At 70.6% G+C, this 17,859-nt stretch carries 13 protein-coding genes; 4 read left to right on the forward strand and 9 right to left on the reverse strand.

Translation table 11 applies throughout. The features are described 5' to 3' along the window. Positions 1-32: 32 nt before the first annotated feature. A complete protein-coding gene (mutS, locus tag RAB70_RS18495) occupies positions 33-2,642 on the forward strand; it encodes a DNA mismatch repair protein MutS (RefSeq protein WP_170268114.1) in 2,610 nt (869 codons plus the stop codon). 236 nt (positions 2,643-2,878) lie between these two features. Here mutS and RAB70_RS18500 read toward each other — a convergent pair whose 3' ends face one another. Both RAB70_RS18500 and RAB70_RS18505 read right to left on the reverse strand, forming a co-directional pair. Next, positions 2,879-3,538 (reverse strand): glutathione S-transferase family protein, encoded by a 660-nt coding sequence (locus RAB70_RS18500; protein WP_148829242.1) that lies wholly within the window; start codon positions 3,536-3,538, stop codon positions 2,879-2,881. Between the two features lie 57 nt (positions 3,539-3,595). Next, a complete protein-coding gene (locus tag RAB70_RS18505; RefSeq protein WP_017907930.1) occupies positions 3,596-4,291 on the reverse strand; it encodes a YafY family protein in 696 nt (231 codons plus the stop codon). Between the two features lie 349 nt (positions 4,292-4,640). Between RAB70_RS18505 and RAB70_RS18510 the strand changes: the two genes are divergently transcribed. Both RAB70_RS18510 and katG read left to right on the forward strand, forming a co-directional pair. Beyond that, complete coding sequence (locus tag RAB70_RS18510; RefSeq protein ID WP_225851665.1) at positions 4,641-7,949, forward strand: AAA family ATPase; 3,309 nt, start codon at positions 4,641-4,643, stop codon at positions 7,947-7,949. A 243-nt stretch (positions 7,950-8,192) separates the two neighbouring features. Next, positions 8,193-10,442 (forward strand): catalase/peroxidase HPI, encoded by a 2,250-nt coding sequence (gene katG / locus RAB70_RS18515; protein ID WP_148829240.1) that lies wholly within the window; start codon positions 8,193-8,195, stop codon positions 10,440-10,442. A 416-nt stretch (positions 10,443-10,858) separates the two neighbouring features. On the opposite strand, the gene RAB70_RS18520 is transcribed toward katG, so the two are convergent. After that, entirely contained in the window at positions 10,859-11,266 is a 408-nt protein-coding gene (locus RAB70_RS18520; protein ID WP_148829239.1) for an RNA-binding S4 domain-containing protein, read from the reverse strand. A gap of 513 nt (positions 11,267-11,779) precedes the next feature. Here RAB70_RS18520 and RAB70_RS18525 point away from each other — a divergent pair. Then, on the forward strand, positions 11,780-13,240 hold the full coding sequence (locus RAB70_RS18525; RefSeq protein ID WP_148829238.1) for an MATE family efflux transporter: 1,461 nt from the start codon (positions 11,780-11,782) through the stop codon (positions 13,238-13,240). A 301-nt stretch (positions 13,241-13,541) separates the two neighbouring features. Here the strand turns inward: RAB70_RS18525 and rplS are convergent, their stop codons facing one another. The 6 genes from rplS to RAB70_RS18555 form a co-directional block, all read right to left on the reverse strand. After that, the gene (gene rplS / locus RAB70_RS18530) at positions 13,542-13,958 is read right to left on the reverse strand and encodes a 50S ribosomal protein L19 (RefSeq protein ID WP_010342237.1); all 417 of its coding nucleotides are present in this window, start codon (positions 13,956-13,958) and stop codon (positions 13,542-13,544) included. A 131-nt stretch (positions 13,959-14,089) separates the two neighbouring features. Next, positions 14,090-14,872 (reverse strand): tRNA (guanosine(37)-N1)-methyltransferase TrmD, encoded by a 783-nt coding sequence (gene trmD / locus RAB70_RS18535; RefSeq protein ID WP_148829237.1) that lies wholly within the window; start codon positions 14,870-14,872, stop codon positions 14,090-14,092. Positions 14,873-14,945: 73 nt separating this feature from the next. Then, on the reverse strand, positions 14,946-15,458 hold the full coding sequence (rimM, locus tag RAB70_RS18540) for a ribosome maturation factor RimM (protein WP_017907937.1): 513 nt from the start codon (positions 15,456-15,458) through the stop codon (positions 14,946-14,948). Between the two features lie 43 nt (positions 15,459-15,501). Then, the gene (rpsP, locus tag RAB70_RS18545) at positions 15,502-15,762 is read right to left on the reverse strand and encodes a 30S ribosomal protein S16 (protein ID WP_010342240.1); all 261 of its coding nucleotides are present in this window, start codon (positions 15,760-15,762) and stop codon (positions 15,502-15,504) included. Between the two features lie 174 nt (positions 15,763-15,936). Then, positions 15,937-16,737: an aminotransferase class IV gene (locus tag RAB70_RS18550; protein ID WP_148829236.1), complete on the reverse strand. Its 801-nt coding sequence runs from the start codon at positions 16,735-16,737 to the stop codon at positions 15,937-15,939. Further along, positions 16,734-17,798 carry a nitronate monooxygenase family protein gene (locus RAB70_RS18555; RefSeq protein ID WP_148829249.1) on the reverse strand — a complete coding sequence of 355 codons (1,065 nt, stop codon included), beginning with the start codon at positions 17,796-17,798 and terminating at the stop codon, positions 16,734-16,736. The genes RAB70_RS18550 and RAB70_RS18555 overlap by 4 nt, the downstream gene beginning before the upstream one ends. Positions 17,799-17,859: the final 61 nt, after the last annotated feature.

A 17,859-nucleotide genomic window follows, 5' to 3' on the forward strand; every position in this document is an offset into this window, starting at 1 on the left:
CCACCCCGAAATTCCTTAAGTCACTGAATCAGATGCAGAATCGAGAAAAAACCCAAGCTCCTGGAAGCGCAGCGGAGCACACCCCGCTGATGAAGCAGTTCTTCGCCGCCAAGTCCGAATACCCGGACCTGCTGCTGTTCTTCCGCATGGGCGATTTCTACGAACTGTTCTACGACGACGCGCGCAAGGCCGCGCGGCTGCTGGACATCACCCTGACCCAGCGCGGCAGTTCCGGCGGTGCACCGATTCCGATGGCCGGGGTGCCGGTGCATGCCTACGAGGGCTACCTGGCACGGCTGGTGGCGCTGGGCGAGTCGGTGGCGATCTGCGAGCAGATCGGCGATCCGGCGCTGGCCAAAGGCCTGGTCGAGCGCAAGGTGGTGCGCATCGTCACTCCCGGCACGGTGACCGACGAGGCCCTGCTGGACGAGCGCCGCGACACCTTGCTGATGGCGATCGCACGCAACAAGCACGGCTACGGCCTGGCCTGGGCCGACCTGGCCGGCGGCCGCTTCCTGGTCAACGAGGTCGACAGCGAGGACGCGCTGGAAGCGGAGCTGGCGCGGCTGGAGCCGGCCGAACTGCTGGTGCCCGACGAGGACCAGTGGCCGGAGTTCCTGCGCGAGCGCCGCGGCGTGCGCCGCCGGCCGCCGTGGCTGTTCGACGCCGACAGCGGCCGCCGCCAGTTGCTGGCGTTCTTCCAGTTGCACGATCTGAGCGGCTTCGGCATCGACGACAAGCCTCGCGCCACCGCCGCCGCCGGCGCCCTGCTCGGCTACGTGGAGGAAACCCAGAAACAGCGCCTGCCGCACCTGACCGCGATCGCGATGGAGACCGCCGGCGAGGCGATCGCGATGAACGCGGCCACGCGACGCCACCTGGAACTGGACACGCGCGTCGATGGCGACACCCGCAACACCCTGCTCGGCGTGCTCGACAGCACGGTCACGCCGATGGGCGGGCGCCTGCTGCGGCGCTGGCTGCACCGTCCGCTGCGCCTGCGCGAGGTGCTGGTGCAGCGCCACCACGCGGTCGGCACGCTGATCGACCGCGGCGCCGACGCCGACCTGCGTGAGGCGTTCCGCGCGCTCGGCGACGTCGAACGCATCCTCACCCGCGTCGCCCTGCGCTCGGCACGCCCACGCGACTTCTCCACCCTGCGCGACGGCCTGGGCCTGCTGCCGAAGGTGCGCGCGATCCTGGCGCCGCTGGATTCGCCGCGGCTGGCCGCGCTGGCGGCGGAGCTGGGCCAGCACGACGAGATCGCGCACCTGCTGGCGTCGGCGATCGCCGAGCAGCCGCCGCTCAAGCTCAGCGACGGCGTCATCGCTGCCGACTACGACGCCGAACTGGACGAGCTGCGCCGGCTCAGCACCAACGCCGACCAGTTCCTGATCGACCTGGAAGCGCGCGAACGCGCCAACAGCGGCATCGCCACGCTGAAGGTCGGCTACAACCGCGTGCACGGTTACTACATCGAGATCAGCAAGGGCCAGGCCGACAAGGCGCCGGTGCACTACAGCCGGCGCCAGACCCTGACCAACGCCGAGCGCTACATCACCGAGGAACTGAAGAACTTCGAGGACAAGGTGCTGTCGGCGCGCGAGCGCGCGTTGTCGCGCGAGAAGCTGCTCTACGAAGGCCTGCTGGACACGCTGGGCGAGCGCCTGGAGCCGCTCAAGCGCGCCGCCGCCGCGCTCAGCGAACTGGACGTGCTGGCCGGCTTCGCCGAACGCGCGCAGGCGCTGGACTGGACCCAGCCGGAACTGGAGACCGGTGCGTGCCTGCGCATCGAACGCGGCCGCCACCCGGTGGTGGAAGCGGTGCGCGAGCAGCCGTTCGAACCGAACGACCTGGACCTGCACCCCGACCGCCGCATGCTGGTGATCACCGGCCCGAACATGGGCGGTAAATCGACCTACATGCGCCAGAACGCGCTGATCGTGCTGCTCGCGCACATCGGCAGCTACGTGCCGGCGCGGCGCGCGGTGATCGGCCCGATCGACCGCATCCTCACCCGCATCGGCGCCGGCGACGACCTGGCGCGCGGCCAATCGACCTTCATGGTCGAGATGGCCGAGACCAGCTACATCCTGCACCACGCCACCGCGCAGTCGCTGGTGCTGATGGACGAGATCGGCCGCGGCACCTCCACCTACGACGGCCTGGCGCTGGCCGACGCGGTGGCGCGCCATCTCGCCCACCACAACCGCTGCTACACGCTGTTCGCCACGCACTATTTCGAACTGACCGCATTGGCCGACGAATCGGTCGAAGGCGGTGCCAGTGGCATCGCCAACGTGCACCTGGACGCGGTCGAGCACGGCGACCGCCTGGTGTTCATGCACGCGGTCAAGGACGGCCCGGCCAACCGCAGCTTCGGCCTGCAGGTGGCGGCGCTGGCCGGCCTGCCCAAGGCCACGGTGGCGCAGGCGCGGCGACGCCTGGCGGAACTGGAACAACGCGGCGGCGAGAGCCACGCCTCGCAGATGGCGCCGCAGGCGCTGGACGCGCCGCAGCAGTTCGGCCTGTTCGCGGCCACGCCCTCCGCCGCGCAGGAAGCATTGGCGGCGCTGGATCCGGACGAACTCACGCCCAAGCAGGCGCTGGAAGCGCTGTACCGGCTCAAGTCGCTGCTGTAGGCGGCCTGCGATTCAGCCCCTCTCCCACCGGGAGAGGGGTTGGGGTGAGGGTCCGGCGCGAAGCGTCTCGCAGTGTCAGGACGCACGAGGCTGCGCCCGCACCCTCATCCGCCCCTTCGGGGCACCTTCTCCCAGTGGGAGAAGGAAAGGCTGCAAGCCCCTCTCCCGTCGGGAGAGGGGTTGGGGTGAGGGTCCGCCCGCACGGCACACCCAACCACCAGTCATCCCACCTCCCGCTAGGCGCTCGCCGGCACGGCGCTCGGGCGCGGCATGAACGGGTTGGGATGCGCCGCCAGCAACGCATCGTCGATGGCCGCGGCACGCTGCGCCGCCGGCCGCGCCATGTGCCGCTGCACGAAGGCGACAAACGCCGGCCGCGCCTGCAGCACGCCGATGCGCGTGTAGAAGCCGAGGAACGCGGCGGCATACAGGTCGGCTGCGCTGAAGCGATCGCCGGCCAGGTGCTCGCGACCGGCGACGCCCTGCTCCAGCATGTCCAGCAGATCCTCGCCATGGCCGTAGCCCGCGCTGTGCGCCGGGGCCAGCGTGCCGTGCTGTCTGGCGGTCAGGAACGCCTCGGCCGGGCCGGCCAGCAGGAACAGCCAGCGGTAGTAATCGCCACGCGCCGGCGATCCAAGCGGCGGCGCCAGTTGCCGCTCCGGCACCAGGTCGGCCAGGTAGGCGCAGATCGCCGCGTTCTCGGTGACGGTGGTGGTGCCGTGGACCAGCGCCGGCACCTTGCCCATCGGGTTGATCGCCAGATACGCCGGCGTCTTCATGCCGGTGCCGTAGTCGAGGATCTGCGCGCGGTACGCCAGGCCGGTTTCTTCGAGCATCCAGCGCGCGATGCGGCCGCGCGACATGGGGTGGGTGTAGAGCACAAGATCGTGGGTCATGGTCGGACTCCGTGGTGGACGCCACGCAGTCTGCGCGTGCCCTGCTGACACCTGCTGTCAGGAGCCGACGCCGTGTCCGGTAGCGGCGCGCCAGCGCCGGATCAGCAGATGCCGCCGCGTCGGGTAGCGTTCGCTGTCGTCGCGCAGCGCCAACACCCGGTCGGCACGGAAATGGCGGAAATCGCCGCGCAGTTCGCACCACGCCGCGATCATGCCGAAACCGCCCAGGAAGGCCATCGCAAACGGCCAGATGCGCCGTTGCGAGGCGACGCCGCCGGCATCGGCGTAGTCCATGTGCAGCACGTGCTCCAGGCGGATGCCACGACGCAGCACCGGCAGCCACGGTGCCGCCGGCTGCGCGGGCGTGGCCGCGGGCACCAGCAACCCGCTGGTCTCCAGCGCCAGCCGCAACGGCGCCGGCAGCGACGCCCCGATCCGGGTGATGGCGCGCTGCGCGGCCTGCGCCAGTTCCGGATCGGCCTGGCTCGCCACCCAGCGCGCGCCCAGGGTCAGCGCTTCCAGCTCGTCCTCGCTGAAGTTCAACTCCGGCAGCAGGAAGCCCGGGCGCAGCACGTAGCCCACGCCCGGGTCGCCGAGGATGTCGGCGCCCTGCCCGCGCAGGCTGGCGATGTCGCGGTACAGCGTGCGCAGGCTCACTCCCAGATCGGCAGCGAGCTGCGCCCCGGCCACGGGCCGGCGGCGCCCGCGCAGGGCGTCGAGCAGGCGCAGCAGACGGGTGGCGCGTTGGGTCATCGCGACAGGATAGTGGGCAGGCGCCGCCAACGGGAGGCACTGTTGCGTCAGGCAGCCCGCCTGGCCTGCAGTCCGATCGGTGTCGCACTGCGCAGCGACGCTGTCGCCTGGAGGAAACACGGACTTCTATACTCGACGGCGAACGCACCGCCCCGCTCCGTCGCAAACGGGGCCGCGCACACCAGCACAGGCCGCACGCGTCCGCGACGGCTACATCCAACGAGGGAACGCATGCAGCCACGCTCGCGAACGTCGTCACGCCCCCCGGTCAGCTGCACCATCGCAGGTGCCATGCGGGCGCCACATCCGCGCAGCGGCCGTCGCGGCATCCAGGACTGAGGCGACGATGATGGAATTTGCCCTTTTCGCCATCGGCGTGGTCGTCGGTGCGGTGCTGTTGCATCTGGCGCGCCCTCTTGGGCGCAGCGCCTCCGCACAGCGGCCTGCACCGGCGACCGACGCCAGCAACAACCACCACGCCGCGCCCGAGGCAACGCTGGAGACCCCGGCGCAGCATCTGCAGCGGCTGCGCCAGCAGGTGGAAGCACAGGACGAGCAGATCCACAGCCCTGCCGATCTGGCACAGATTCCGCAGTTCCAGCAAGGCGTGGCGCTGCTGGCGGGCGCGGAGTTCTCCCATCAGGAACTGGTCGAGGCGCTGGGCAGCCCAGGCTACGTGCTGCCATGCATGGCAGCGCAGGCCTTGGCGCAACGCCGCCCCCAGGATGCGGACGCGGTCCTGGACGTGCTCCCGCACCTGGGCTCGTATCCGCTGAGTTTCCTGTTCGACTACCTGCAGCGCCTGCCGGATGCCGACCATCTGCACGCGCTGCTGCGCCACGCACGCGACTGGTGGTGGAACGTCGTCCCGTTCCGGCAACGCCTGCGCGCCTATCTGCAGTGGGCCGCAAGCAAGGCCCCGGCGGACCGCCCGGTGGATTTCGACGAACTCGACGATGCAGCGCTGACCGCACTCGGCGACACCCTGGCGCAGTTCAAGGAACCCGTGCTGGAGCCGTTCCTGCAGCGCCTGCACGACGCACGCAAGCAGCGTCGCGAGCAGCGCGTGCTCGGCGGCTTCGGCCGTGTCGTCGCCGCGGTGCCGGCGCGCCTGCGCCTGCACCACCCGGGGCTGGACGCGGCCTTGCAGCGCGCCTACGAGCACGTGGTGACCACGCCTCCGCAGCCGGTGCTGCTGGTCGGCGAGCACGGCGTGGGCAAGAGCGTGCTGATCGACCTGCTCAGCGAACGCCTGCTCGGCGAAGGCTGGCGTGTGTTCGAGGCCTCCGCCGCGGAGATCCTGGCGGGGCAGAGCTACATCGGCGAACTGGAGGGACGCATCCGCGAGATGCTGGCGGTGCTGCACCGCGAGCGCGCCCTGTGGCGCGCGCCGGACTTCTACGACCTGCTGCACAAGGGCGCACATTCGCGCGATCCGCGCGGCATCCTCGATCTGGTGCTGCCGGCGCTGGAGCGCGGTGAGTTGCGCCTGATCGGCGAGATCACGCCGCGGCAACTGGCGCAGTTGCAGGTGGCACGGCCGACCACGCGTTCGCGCTTCGAAGTGGTGACGCTGGCACCGGCCGCGTCCACCGCGCTGGCGCAGATCGGCGCACAGTGGGCGCAGGCCCAGGCGCAGGCGCTGCAGACCGAGGTGATCGACGCACGCGCCCTGGCCGAAGCCGAACGCCTGGCCGCGCAGTACTTCCCCGATCAGCACGAACCCGGCCGCCTGCTGCAACTGCTCGACGAGACCCTGCAGGCCGCGAAGGACGGCGACGACGCACGCCTGCCGCTGGACGACGATGCCCTGTTGCAGGCGGTGGCCAGGCGCAGCGGGCTGCCGCTGGAGGTGATCGACGATCGCCAACGGCTGGAACTGGAGACGCTGCGCCGTTTCTTCCGCAAGCGCGTGCTGGGCCAGGACGAGGCGGTGGAGACCCTGCTCGACCGCATCGCCATGCTCAAGGCCGGGCTGATCGACAGCCGCCGCCCGATCGGCGTGTTCCTGTTCGCCGGCCCGACCGGCACCGGCAAGACCGAATTGGCCAAGGCACTGGGCGAACTGCTGTTCGGCACTCCCGAGCGCCTGCTGCGCCTGGACATGAGCGAGTTCCAGGGCGAGGACGCGCTGTACCGGCTCACCGGCGACGACAGCGCCGGGCAGCGCACGCTGATCGCACGCATCCGCGAACAACCGTTCTCGGTGGTGCTGCTGGACGAGTTCGAGAAGGCCCACCCCAAGGTCTGGGACCTGTTCCTGCAGGTGTTCGACGACGCCCGCCTGAGCGACCGCAACGGCAACACCGCCGACTTCCGCCACAGCATCATCATTCTCACCAGCAACGTCGGCGCCACGCTGGCCCGCGGCGCCGGCCCCGGCTTCGCCACCGTCGCCGGCGGCTACTCGCGCAACGCGGTGGAAAAGGCGGTGTACGAGACCTTCCGCCGCGAGTTCGTCAACCGGCTCGACAAAGTGGTGCTGTTCAACCCGCTGGATCGGGCGCTGATGCGCGAGATCCTGCACAAGGAACTGGATCGCACGCTGACCCGGCGCGGTCTGCGCAATCGCGCCTGGGCGGTGGAATGGGAGCCGTCGGCGATCGAGTTCCTGCTCGACCGCGGCTTCACTCCGGACCTGGGCGCGCGGCCGCTGCGCCGCGCGATCGAACAGCATCTGCTCGCGCCCCTGGCACGCAGCATCGTCGAGCAACGCGCCCCCGAAGGCGACCAGTTCCTGTTCGTGCGCGGCGCCGGCGACCGCCTCGACGTGCGCTTCATCGCAGCGGAGGCGCCGCCGACGCCGGAACCCCTGCCCGCGGCGGTCGACCCCGCCACGCCCACGGATCTGCGCGACCTGGTGTACGCGCCCAATGCAGACAGCGCGGTCCTGCCGCGCCTGGATGCGGCCTTGCATCGCCTGCAGGAATCGCACGCCGCGCCGGCCTGGCGGCAGGCGCGCGAGGCCGATTTCGCCGCCATGGGCGAGCGCGATTTCTGGTCGCAATCCGGCCGCTTCCAGGTGCTGGACCGGATCGAGCGCCGCGACCGCATCGAAAGCGCGCTGGCCACCGCCGTGCGCCTGCGCGCGCGGCTGGACGGCGGCGCCCAGCGCGACGGCGAGTTCGTGGCGCGCCTGACCCAGTTGCTGTGGCTGCTGCACCTGGCCAGCACCGCGCTGCAGGAGCAACGCCCGCAGGATGTGCTGCTGGACCTGCGCATCGGCGCCAGCGAGCTGCACCGGCATCCGGCCGAAGCACGGCAGTGGTGGCAACGTCTGCTGCAGATGTATCTGGCCTGGGCCGAGCAGCGCAACATGCGGGTGGAGGTGCTGGCACAGGATCCGCAGCAAGGCCGCGCCTGGCTGGCCATCGCCGGTTTCGGGGCACTGGCGTTGCTGGACGCGGAAGCCGGCCTGCATGTGCAGGAACAAGAGGCCGACGAACCGACCCTGCGCCGGCTCGCGGTGCAGGTGCGGGTCGCTCCCGACCTGCCCGGGCAGGCACGGCGCGCGCCCATCGGCGAGGATGAACTGCGGGTGTGCCGACGCTACCGGATCGCGCCTTCGCCGCTGGTGCGCGACAGCGTCCGCGGCTGGCGCAGCGGACGCCTGGAACGCTTGCTGGGCGGCGATTTCGATGTGATGCCGGTCGACTGAGTCCTGTCACCGACGCACGCGGCATGCGGCCACAGCAGGGAGCGCTGGACGGGCGAGCGATGCGCGGCCACACCGCACACCGCCATCGATGCGATAGCTGCGCGCTATCGATTGATTAGAAGAATTCGAATTCTCTAAATCGCCGCTTCCGCCTATCGTGTCTCCAGTTTCACCGTGTCGCCGCCGTATGATCGCGGCGCCGAGCCACCCCATCTCGTCCACCAAGAGCCAAGGCAGCCTCCCATGACCAGCGAATCGAAATGCCCGTTCCACCAGGCTGCCAGCGGCAGCGGCACCAGCAATCGCGACTGGTGGCCCAAGCAGTTGCGCGTGGACCTGCTCAACCAGCATTCGTCCCGTTCCAACCCGCTGGACCCGCAGTTCGATTACACCAAGGCGTTCAAGCAGCTCGATCTCGAAGCGCTCAAGCGCGACCTGCACGCACTGATGACCGATTCGCAGGACTGGTGGCCGGCCGACTTCGGCCACTACGGCCCGCTGTTCGTGCGCATGGCTTGGCATAGCGCCGGCACCTACCGCACCGGCGACGGCCGTGGCGGCGGTGGCCGCGGCCAGCAGCGTTTCGCTCCGCTCAACAGCTGGCCGGACAACGTCAGCCTGGACAAGGCGCGGCGCCTGCTGTGGCCGATCAAGCAGAAGTACGGCCAGGCCATCTCCTGGGCTGACCTGCTGATCCTCACCGGCAACGTCGCGCTGGAATCGATGGGCTTCAAGACCTTCGGCTTCGCCGGCGGCCGCGCCGACACCTGGGAGCCGGACCAGGACGTGTATTGGGGCCGCGAGACCAAGTGGCTGGGCGGCGACGAGCGCTACGCGCACGGCTCGCCGGGCGTGGACGAGGCGCACGGCGTGCTGGTGAAGGACGACGACAGCGAAGTGCGTCACACCCGCGACCTGGAGAACCCGCTGGCCGCGGTGCAGATGGGCCTGATCTACGTCAATCCGGAAGGCCCGGACGGCAATCCCGACCCGCTGCTGGCGGCCAAGGACATCCGCGACACCTTCGGCCGCATGGCCATGAACGACGAAGAGACCGTGGCGCTGATCGCCGGCGGCCACACCTTCGGCAAGACCCACGGCGCCGGCCCGGCCGACCACGTCGGCGCCGAGCCGGAAGCGTCCGACCTGGAAAGCCAGGGCCTGGGCTGGTCCAACAGCTTCGGCAGCGGCAAGGGCGGCGACACCATCACCAGCGGCCTGGAAGTCACCTGGACCAAGACGCCGGCGCGCTGGAGCAACGACTTCTTCGAGCACCTGTTCAAGTTCGACTGGGAACTGAGCAAGAGCCCGGCCGGCGCCCACCAGTGGGTGGCCAAGAACGCCGAGGCGGTGATTCCGGACGCGCACGACCCGTCGAAGAAGCACCTGCCGACCATGCTCACCACCGATCTGGCGCTGCGCTTCGACCCGGCCTACGAGAAGATCTCGCGCCGCTTCCTGGAGAACCCGCAGCAGTTCGCCGACGCCTTCGCCCGCGCCTGGTTCAAGCTGACCCACCGCGACATGGGCCCGCGTGCGCGCTACCTCGGCCCGGACGTGCCGGCCGAAGAACTGCTGTGGCAGGACCCGATCCCGGCCGTGAACCACCCGCTGGTCGACGCGCAGGATATCGCCGCACTGAAGAAGACCCTGCTCGACTCCGGGCTGAGCGTGGCGCAACTGGTGTCCACCGCCTGGGCCGCGGCCTCCACCTTCCGTGGCTCGGACATGCGCGGCGGCGCCAACGGTGCGCGCATTCGCCTGGCCCCGCAGAAGGATTGGGAAGTCAACCAGCCGGCGCAGCTGGCACAGGTGCTGGCCACGCTGGAGGACATCCAAGCGCAGTTCAACGGCGCGCAGAGCGGCGGCAAGAAGATCTCGCTGGCCGACCTGATCGTGCTCGGCGGCGCCGCCGCGGTGGAACAGGCGGCCAAGCTGGCCGGACAGATCGTCGAGGTGCCGTTCGTGCCGGGCCGCATGGATGCCTCGCAGGAACAGACCGACGTGGAATCGTTCGCGGTGCTGGAACCGATCGCCGATGGTTTCCGCAACTACGCCAGGCTCCGTTATGCGCTGTCGGCCGAAGCGCTGCTGATCGACAAGGCGCAGTTGCTGACCCTGACCGCACCGGAGATGACCGTGCTGGTCGGCGGCCTGCGCGTGCTCGGCGCCAACAGCGGTCAGTCCGCGCACGGCGTGTTCACCGATCGCCCCGGCGTGCTCAGCAACGACTTCTTCGCCAACCTGCTGGACATGGGCACCGAGTGGAAGGCGACCTCGGAGATGAAGGACGTCTACGAAGGCCGCGACCGCAAGAACGGCGCCGTGAAGTGGACCGGCACCCGTGCCGACCTGGTGTTCGGCTCCAACTCGGTGCTGCGCGCGGTGGCCGAGGTCTATGCCAGCGCCGACGCGCAGGCGAAGTTCGTACGCGACTTCGTCGCCGCCTGGACCAAGGTGATGCAGCTGGATCGCTTCGACCTGGCCGACTGACGACGGCAGACGGGGCGCCGCAGCGGCGCCTCGCTTGTCCTGGTCGCATGACGACAACGCCCCGCTCGCCGGGGCGTTGTCGCGAGTGCAGCGGCTCCACACGCTCTGTCGCAGAGGGCAACGCACGAATGGGGATGACGAGGATTGACCGCCCTGCGTCGCGACTGAATCCGCTCCCACGGTGTGTCAACCGCCATGAGCACGCCGACGCTCGCCAGGACGCAAGCCGGTCGTGGGAGTGACTTCAGTCCCGACTGCATGCAGCCGAGGAAGCCTGATGTTGCTTGCAGCGACTGGACATCGAGCGAAACACGCGACCAGCGCACCACCCACCTTCGGCAACGTCACGGCACCATTCGGTCGTCGCTGCAACTCGGTCAACCGCACCGATCCTCGGCCAGGCGCAGCGGACTCGGCTACAGCGCGTCCAGATCCCCCAGCGCGCGGATCAGCCGCCGCGCGCGCTTGTCCGGTTTGCCCTCCGGCGCCTGGTAGCCGTTGCGCTCGGCGCTGCGCTGCGCGCGCAACTGCGTACGCCGCTCGCGCGAGACCTCGCTCTCCTGGTACAGGGTCTGCGCCACGCTGGCCGGGCCGCGGGTGTCGCTCAATCCCAGCACCTGGATCTCGAACACCTCGTCGCCGCGCTGCACGCGCACCTGCTCGCCCACGCGCACCGCGCGCGAGGATTTCGGCCGCTGCCCGGCCACGTCCACCTTACCGGTCTCCACTGCCTGCTTGGCCAGGCTGCGGGTCTTGAAGAAGCGCGCGGCCCACAGCCAGACATCCAGGCGCACCGCGGCAGCTTGTACGACAGATTCATTCATTGCGTTGCTCGACATCCACTCGCGTTGGGGATTGCAGGCAGTCAAAAGGCCACGCCGGATCGGACACCATCGCGCCGCCGAGGGCATGCGCGGCGCACACGTCTCTCCGCACAGATGGCGATGCGATCGCACCAATGCAAGCACCGCGCCGCAGGGGCTCACCTTTCCGGGACGAATGGGTTGGCAGGGAGCGAGCGACCTCGAGGCAGGCGCAGCGGGGGGCGGCTCGCCCAGGTTTCATGTCCCATGCCGGTGCTGGCGTCGCCCCCCTACCCGGCACCAAGCAATGACCCGAGCCGTGCCGAACGCAGTTCCATCATCGCCGCAGCGCGCTACCGCGGCTTGGGCAGGACAGGCCGCCCCCCAGTAAGGGCGCACGCCACCCGCCGTGGGGCGGCGCAGGCCCGCCCCTGCCCGCCTGCGGCACGAACGCTGCAGACCCAGATCCGCCCATCGCCCCGCCGACATCCGTCGGTGCTAGTGTGGCCGGCTCACGCTCGCTCCCGACCCGCGATGACCAAGCCCGCTGCGCTCACCGAAGGCCCGATCGGCCGCCAGTTGTTGCTGTTCTCGCTGCCGATCCTGGCCGGCAACATCGCGCAATCGCTCAACGGCTCGGTCAATGCCGTGTGGATCGGCCGCTATCTCGGCGAAGCGGCGCTCACCGCCGCGGCCAACGCCAACAGCATCATGTTCTTCCTGATCGGCTCGGTGTTCGGCATCGGCATGGCCGCCACCATTCTGATCGGCCAGGCGATGGGCCGCAGCGACGTGGCCCAGGCGCGGCGGGTGATGGGCACCAGCGCCACCTTCTTCATCGGCATCTCGGTGCTGATCGCCGCCGGCGGCTGGTGGCTGGCGCGGCACCTGCTGGCGGCGATGGGCACGCCGGCGGCGTCGCTGCCGCTGGCCGAGGCCTATCTGCGGGTGATCTTCCTGGCGATGCCGCTGCTGTACACCTTCGCGTTCCTGTCGGCGGCGTTGCGCGGCACCGGCGATTCGCGCACACCGTTCCGCTTCCTGCTGCTGTCGGTGGCGTTGGACATCGGCTTCAACCCGCTGCTGCTGTTCGGGCTGGGGCCGTTCCCCAAACTGGGCATCGCCGGGGCGGCCTGGGCCACGCTGATCGCGCAGGCGGTGTCGCTGACCGGGTTGCTGCTGTACCTGCGGCACAAGCGCCACGTGCTGTGGCTGGGCCGCCGCGACGCGCGGCTGTTCCGGCTCGACCTGCCGATCCTGCGTGCGCTGATCGTCAAGGGCGTGCCGATGGGCCTGCAGATGGTGCTGATCTCGCTGGCGATGATCGTGATGATCTCGCTGGTCAACGGCTATGGCACCGCCACCTCCGCGGCCTACGGCGCGGCACTGCAGCTGTGGGCCTACCTGCAGATGCCGGCGATGGCGATCGGCGCGGCCTGCTCGTCGATGGCCGCGCAGAACGTCGGCGCGCAGCGCTGGGACCGGGTCGCGGCGACCGCGCGCAAGGGCGTGCTGTTCAACTTCCTGCTGACCGGCGCGCTGATCGCGCCGCTGATCCTGTTCGACCGCTGGACCCTGGCGCTGTTCCTGCCGCCGCACAGCGCGGCGCTGGAGATCGCGCGCCACCTCAACCACATCGCGGTGTGGTCGTTCCTGTTCTTCGGCGTCACCTTCGTCATCTCCGGCGTGGTCCGTGCCACCGGTGCGGTGGTCCCGCCGCTGCTGATCCTGGCGCTGTCGCTCTGGGGCGTCCGCGTGCCGTTCGCGCAGTTGCTGCAGCCGCAGCTGGGCGTGGATGCGGTATGGTGGAGCTTCCCGACCAGCGCCACCTGCGCGATGCTGCTGTCGCTGGCGTATTACCGCTGGGGCAACTGGCGCACCGCGCGGATGCTGGCGCCGTCGCGGCCGGAGACCGTGGCGCATCCGGCGGAAGTGCCGGTGCAGCCGCCGGCACCGGTCGCCGACGTGGCGGTGGCGCAGGATCCGGCGCGCTGAAAGCTGCGCTCGCGTCGCGATCCACAGGTGCCCTTGTCTGTGCGGGAGTCGACTGTCATGCAGCCGCAGCGATCGAAGCCCAAAGCCGTCCGACACCGTCACGCGTCGGGACTGAAGTCCCTCCCACAAAGGCGCCAAGCCCCTGTGGGACGCGACTGAAACTCCTGCCACAAAAATAACGGCCAGACCCGCCAGCGCGGACATGACGGCTCCGCTCCCGCGCGGCGCGATCCAAACCCCACAAACGCAAACGGCCGCCCGAAGGCGGCCGTTGCGGCAGCGACCGAGGGTCGCCGGAAGATTACTCGGCCTTGGCGGCGGCAGCAGCGGCCTGGCGCGCGACCTTGGCCTGCGCAGCGGCGGCCAGGTCTTCCTTGATGCGGGCAGCCTTGCCTTCCAGGCCACGCAGGTAGTACAGCTTGCCGGCGCGGACCTTGCCGCGGCGCTTCACTTCGACCGAGTCGATGGTGGCGCTGTGGGTCTGGAACACGCGCTCGACGCCGTAGCCGTGCGAGATCTTGCGCACGGTGAACGAGGAGTTCAGGCCGGCGTTCTTGGTGCCGATCACCACGCCTTCGTAGGCCTGCACGCGCTCGCGGTTGCCTTCCTTCACCTTGACGTTGACGACGACGGTGTCGCCCTGGTTGAACTCCGGCAGCTTGCGCTGGATCTGGGCGGCTTCGAAGTCGGCCAGGATGGTCTTGTTGAGCTTGCTCATGGTGGGCACCGCTTGTGTCTGGTGAGGTGGTCCGGCAGTCGCCGCACGGCGATTGCGCGATATCGGATGGGCCAAGCACGGAACGCACTGGCCGGAAAGCCGGGCATTTTAACCCAGCCCGGCGGCAATGGCTAGGGCTTGGATGGATTTTCCTGTTCGGCGGCCTGCGCCGCCTCCCGCTCCTGGCGGAATTCCTGCAGCAGGCGCCGGTCGGCCGCGCTCAGCGCCGCCTCGTCCAGCAGTTCCGGACGCCGCAGCCAGGTCCGCCCCAGCGCCTGCATGCGCCGCCAGCGCGCGATCGCGGCGTGGTTGCCGGAGCGCAGCACCGCCGGCACCTCGCCCAGCGCGTGTTCGCGCGGATGGGTGTAGTGCGGGCAGTCGAGCAGGCCGTCCGGGCCCTCGAAACTGTCCTGGGCCGCGGATTCGGCGTCGTTCAGCGCGCCCTCCTGCAGCCGGGTCACCGCGTCCACCAGCACCGCCGCGGCCAGTTCGCCGCCGGACAGCACGTAGTCGCCGATCGAGATTTCCTCGTCCACCGCGGCGGCGACGAAACGCTCGTCCACGCCCTCGTAGCGCCCGCACAGCAGCAGCAGCCGCGGCAGCGCGGCCAGTTCGCGGGCCTTGGCCTGGGTCAGCGGCCGGCCTTGCGGGCTCAGGTAGATCAGCGGCGCCGGCAGCGGATCGGCCGCGCGCACCGCCTCCAGGCAGGTCTGCAGCGGCTCGATCATCATCACCATGCCCGGGCCGCCGCCGAACGGGCGGTCGTCGACCTTGCGGTAGCCGCCGGTGGCGTAGTCGCGCGGGTTCCAGCCGTGCAGGTCCAGCAGCGCGCGCTCCTGCGCCCGCCCGACCACGCCGAACCCGGCGCACTGGGCGACGAACTCGGGGAACAGACTGATGACGTCGATGCGCATGAGGCTGGGAATGGGGAGCCGGGAATGGGGAATGGGAAAGGCAAACGCCAAAGCGGCCGCATGGCCGCTTCGCTCAGAACTCGGGGTCCCAGTCGACCACGACCAGGTTGGCCTCGAAATCCACCGACTTGATGTAGTCCGGCTGCACGAACGGCACCAGTCGTTCGCGGTCGCCGCGCACCACCAGCACGTCGTTGGCGCCGGTGGAGAACAGGTGCGACACCTGCCCCAGCGCCACGCCATCGACGGTGCGCACGTCCAGGCCCTCCAGGTCCACCCAGTAGTACTCGTCCGGGCGCGGCGGCGGCAGGCTGCTGCGCGCCACGTAGATCTCGGTGCCGCGCAGGGCCTCGACCGCGTCGCGGTCGGTGACCTCGGGCAGCGTGGCGATCAGGTACTTGCCGGACTCGCGGCCGCGCACGCCGCTGAGGCTGCTTTCGCTGCCGTCGGGCTTGCGCACGATCCAGGGCTGATAACGGAAAATGGCGAGGCGCGGCTCGGTCCAGGACTCGAGCTTGGCCTCGCCACGGATGCCGAACGCGCCGAGGACCCGACCGAGCAGGATGCGGCGCTGGCTGTCTTTCATTGGGGCAAACGCGAGGGCCGCGCGCTGGGCGCGGCCCGCGGAATCAGGCCGCGGCGGCCTGGTTCTTGGTGGCTTCCTTGTACAGGTTGCGCACCTTGTCGGTCAGCTGCGCGCCATTGGACACCCAATGGTCGACGCGGGCCAGGTCCAGCACCACGCGCGGCTCGGCGCCCTGGGCGACCGGGTTGTAGTAACCGACGCGTTCGATGTTGCGGCCGTCGCGCGCGCTGCGCACGTCGGTGACGATGATGTGGTAGAAGGGGCGCTTCTTGGCGCCGCCACGGGTAAGGCGGATCTTGACCATGGTGAGTTTCCGGTGTTGCCCAGTCGCCAGGATGGCGCGGTGAACCGACGATTATAGCGGCCGGCCCCGGCTCTGCCAAGTCTGGGCCGTGGCCTGCGGCCGCGGGATTGGGGATTCGAGATTGGGGATTCGCCAGGAGCGGCAGCCATGCCACGATGGCCGTCCACGGAGTGCTCAGATCGCCTGCCAGGGCTGGGTGTGCAACGCCGCCTCCAGCATGGCCAATAGATCCGCGGCCGGGCGCAGCGTGCGCCCGTCTACTGCCGCCACCGCCTGCTGGCCGCGGGCGTTGCAGGTGAAGGCGGCCACGTCCGGCCCGAGTTCGTGGAGCGACAGCGGCCGCACCTCCTGCGCCACGCCTAGCGCGGCGAGCCCGGCCTGCAGCAGCCGCTGCTGGGTGCCGTGCAGCGCCGGGGCCTGTGGCCAGTGCAGGCAGGCGCCGTCCCACAGTCCCAGGTTCCAGGTCGGCCCTTCGGCCACCTGCCCCTGCGCGTCGACGAGCAGCGCGTCGTCGCTGCCGGCCTGCAGCGCAAGACGGCGCTGGTGGAAGGCGCCGAAGGTGCCGACGTGCTTGAACTGCGCCGCCTCGCGTGCGAACACGCTGCTGCGCAGGCGCAACGGCGCCGGGTCGGCCTGCGCCGGTTCCGCCAGCGACACCAGCAGTTCCACCGCGCAGTCGGCGTCGGCCCGGCGCAGCGTGAATGCGGGCGAGCACACGGTGACGCGCAGCGACGCGTCGCCCCTGCCGAACGCGGCCAGCGCCGCGCGCAGCTCGCCGCGCACGCGCTCGGCCGCCAAGGCGCTGCCGAACAGCGCCGCATTCGCCTGTTGCAGCCGCTGCAGATGCAGCTCGAACCCGCGCACGGCGCCATTGCGCACCTGCATGGTGCTGAAGTGCCCGTAGTTCACCAGCGCGGCGGCGGCCAGCAGGTCGGCATCCGCCGGCTGCCCGCGATGGAAGACCTGCGCGCTCACCGCAGGGCCTGCGCCTGCGCCCACCAGCGCGCCAGCAGTTCTGCCGCCGGCTCGGCCTGGGCCATCCACGCCGACTGCCCGGCCCAGGCCTGCATCGCCGCCAGGCGGCCGGCGCGCTGTGCGGCCTGGCGCATCGGCGCAGTCAGGCCACGCTGCACCGGGTACGGCCGCGGCGGCGGCGCCTCCGCGGCAGCGGCGGCGCGCACGTAGTCGGTGGCCAGCGCGCGGCCCAGGCGGCCGGAAAAGGCGCGGGTCAACGTGGTCTGCTCGGGTTCGACCTGGGCCAGCGCATCCGCCCAGGCCGGTGCCAGCGCCGCCTCCGGGGTGCGCAGCAGGGCGGTGCCGATCTGCACCGCGCTCGCGCCCAGGGTCAGCGCGGCGGCGATGCCGCGGCCGTCGCCGATGCCACCGGCGGCGATCACCGGGATCTGCAGCTGGTCGGCCAGGCGCGGCAGCAGCGCGAACAGCCCGGTCAACTGCCGCTCGGCGCTGCCGGCCTCGAAGGCCCCGCGATGGCCGCCGGCCTCCGCCCCCTGCGCGACCACCGCATCGGCCCCGGCGGCCTGCGCAGCCAGCGCCTCTTCCAAGGTGGTGGCGCAGGCGAACCAGGCGATCCCGGCCTGCTGCAGGCGCTGCACCTGGTCCGGCCGGAACAGGCCCATGATCGACGAGGCCACTGCCGGCCGCGCCGCGAGCAGGGCCTCGAACTGGGCATCGAAATCGGCCGGCGCCGCATCGCCGGCGGCGGCGTCGACCGGCGGGCCCCAGGCCGCGAGAAAGGCGCGCACCTCGGCCTCGGCGGCAGCATCGCGCGCGGGCAACGGATCCGGCACCCACAGGTTGACCTGCGCCGGCCCACCGCCGGCGGCGCGGAACGCGTCCATCCACGCCACGATGTCCTGCGGCGCCGACAGCACCGCGCCAATCGCCCCCATGCCGCCGGCCGCGGCGACCGCGGCCGACAGCGGCACCGGGCAGGCACCGGCCATCGGGCTGAGCAGGATCGGCAGGCGCAGGCCGAAGCGCTGCCGAAAGGCGTCCACGCGCGCCAGGCGCTGCATCATGGGTGCTCCGCGATTCCAGGAACGGCCATGGTAGCCGCGCCGCCTTCCGGCCGCCGTG

Source organism: Xanthomonas sontii (assembly GCF_040529055.1).
GTDB lineage: Bacteria > Pseudomonadota > Gammaproteobacteria > Xanthomonadales > Xanthomonadaceae > Xanthomonas_A > Xanthomonas_A sontii.

Coding starts and splice junctions, on each gene's coding strand:
- mutS (WP_170268114.1), top strand. CDS start 33: ATGCAGAATCGAGAAAAAACCCAAGCTCCTGGAAGCGCAGCGGAGCAC.
- RAB70_RS18500 (WP_148829242.1), bottom strand. CDS start 3,538: ATGACCCACGATCTTGTGCTCTACACCCACCCCATGTCGCGCGGCCGC.
- RAB70_RS18505 (WP_017907930.1), bottom strand. CDS start 4,291: ATGACCCAACGCGCCACCCGTCTGCTGCGCCTGCTCGACGCCCTGCGC.
- RAB70_RS18510 (WP_225851665.1), top strand. CDS start 4,641: ATGGAATTTGCCCTTTTCGCCATCGGCGTGGTCGTCGGTGCGGTGCTG.
- katG (WP_148829240.1), top strand. CDS start 8,193: ATGACCAGCGAATCGAAATGCCCGTTCCACCAGGCTGCCAGCGGCAGC.
- RAB70_RS18520 (WP_148829239.1), bottom strand. CDS start 11,266: ATGAATGAATCTGTCGTACAAGCTGCCGCGGTGCGCCTGGATGTCTGG.
- RAB70_RS18525 (WP_148829238.1), top strand. CDS start 11,780: ATGACCAAGCCCGCTGCGCTCACCGAAGGCCCGATCGGCCGCCAGTTG.
- rplS (WP_010342237.1), bottom strand. CDS start 13,958: ATGAGCAAGCTCAACAAGACCATCCTGGCCGACTTCGAAGCCGCCCAG.
- trmD (WP_148829237.1), bottom strand. CDS start 14,872: ATGCGCATCGACGTCATCAGTCTGTTCCCCGAGTTCGTCGCCCAGTGC.
- rimM (WP_017907937.1), bottom strand. CDS start 15,458: ATGAAAGACAGCCAGCGCCGCATCCTGCTCGGTCGGGTCCTCGGCGCG.
- rpsP (WP_010342240.1), bottom strand. CDS start 15,762: ATGGTCAAGATCCGCCTTACCCGTGGCGGCGCCAAGAAGCGCCCCTTC.
- RAB70_RS18555 (WP_148829249.1), bottom strand. CDS start 17,798: ATGCAGCGCCTGGCGCGCGTGGACGCCTTTCGGCAGCGCTTCGGCCTG.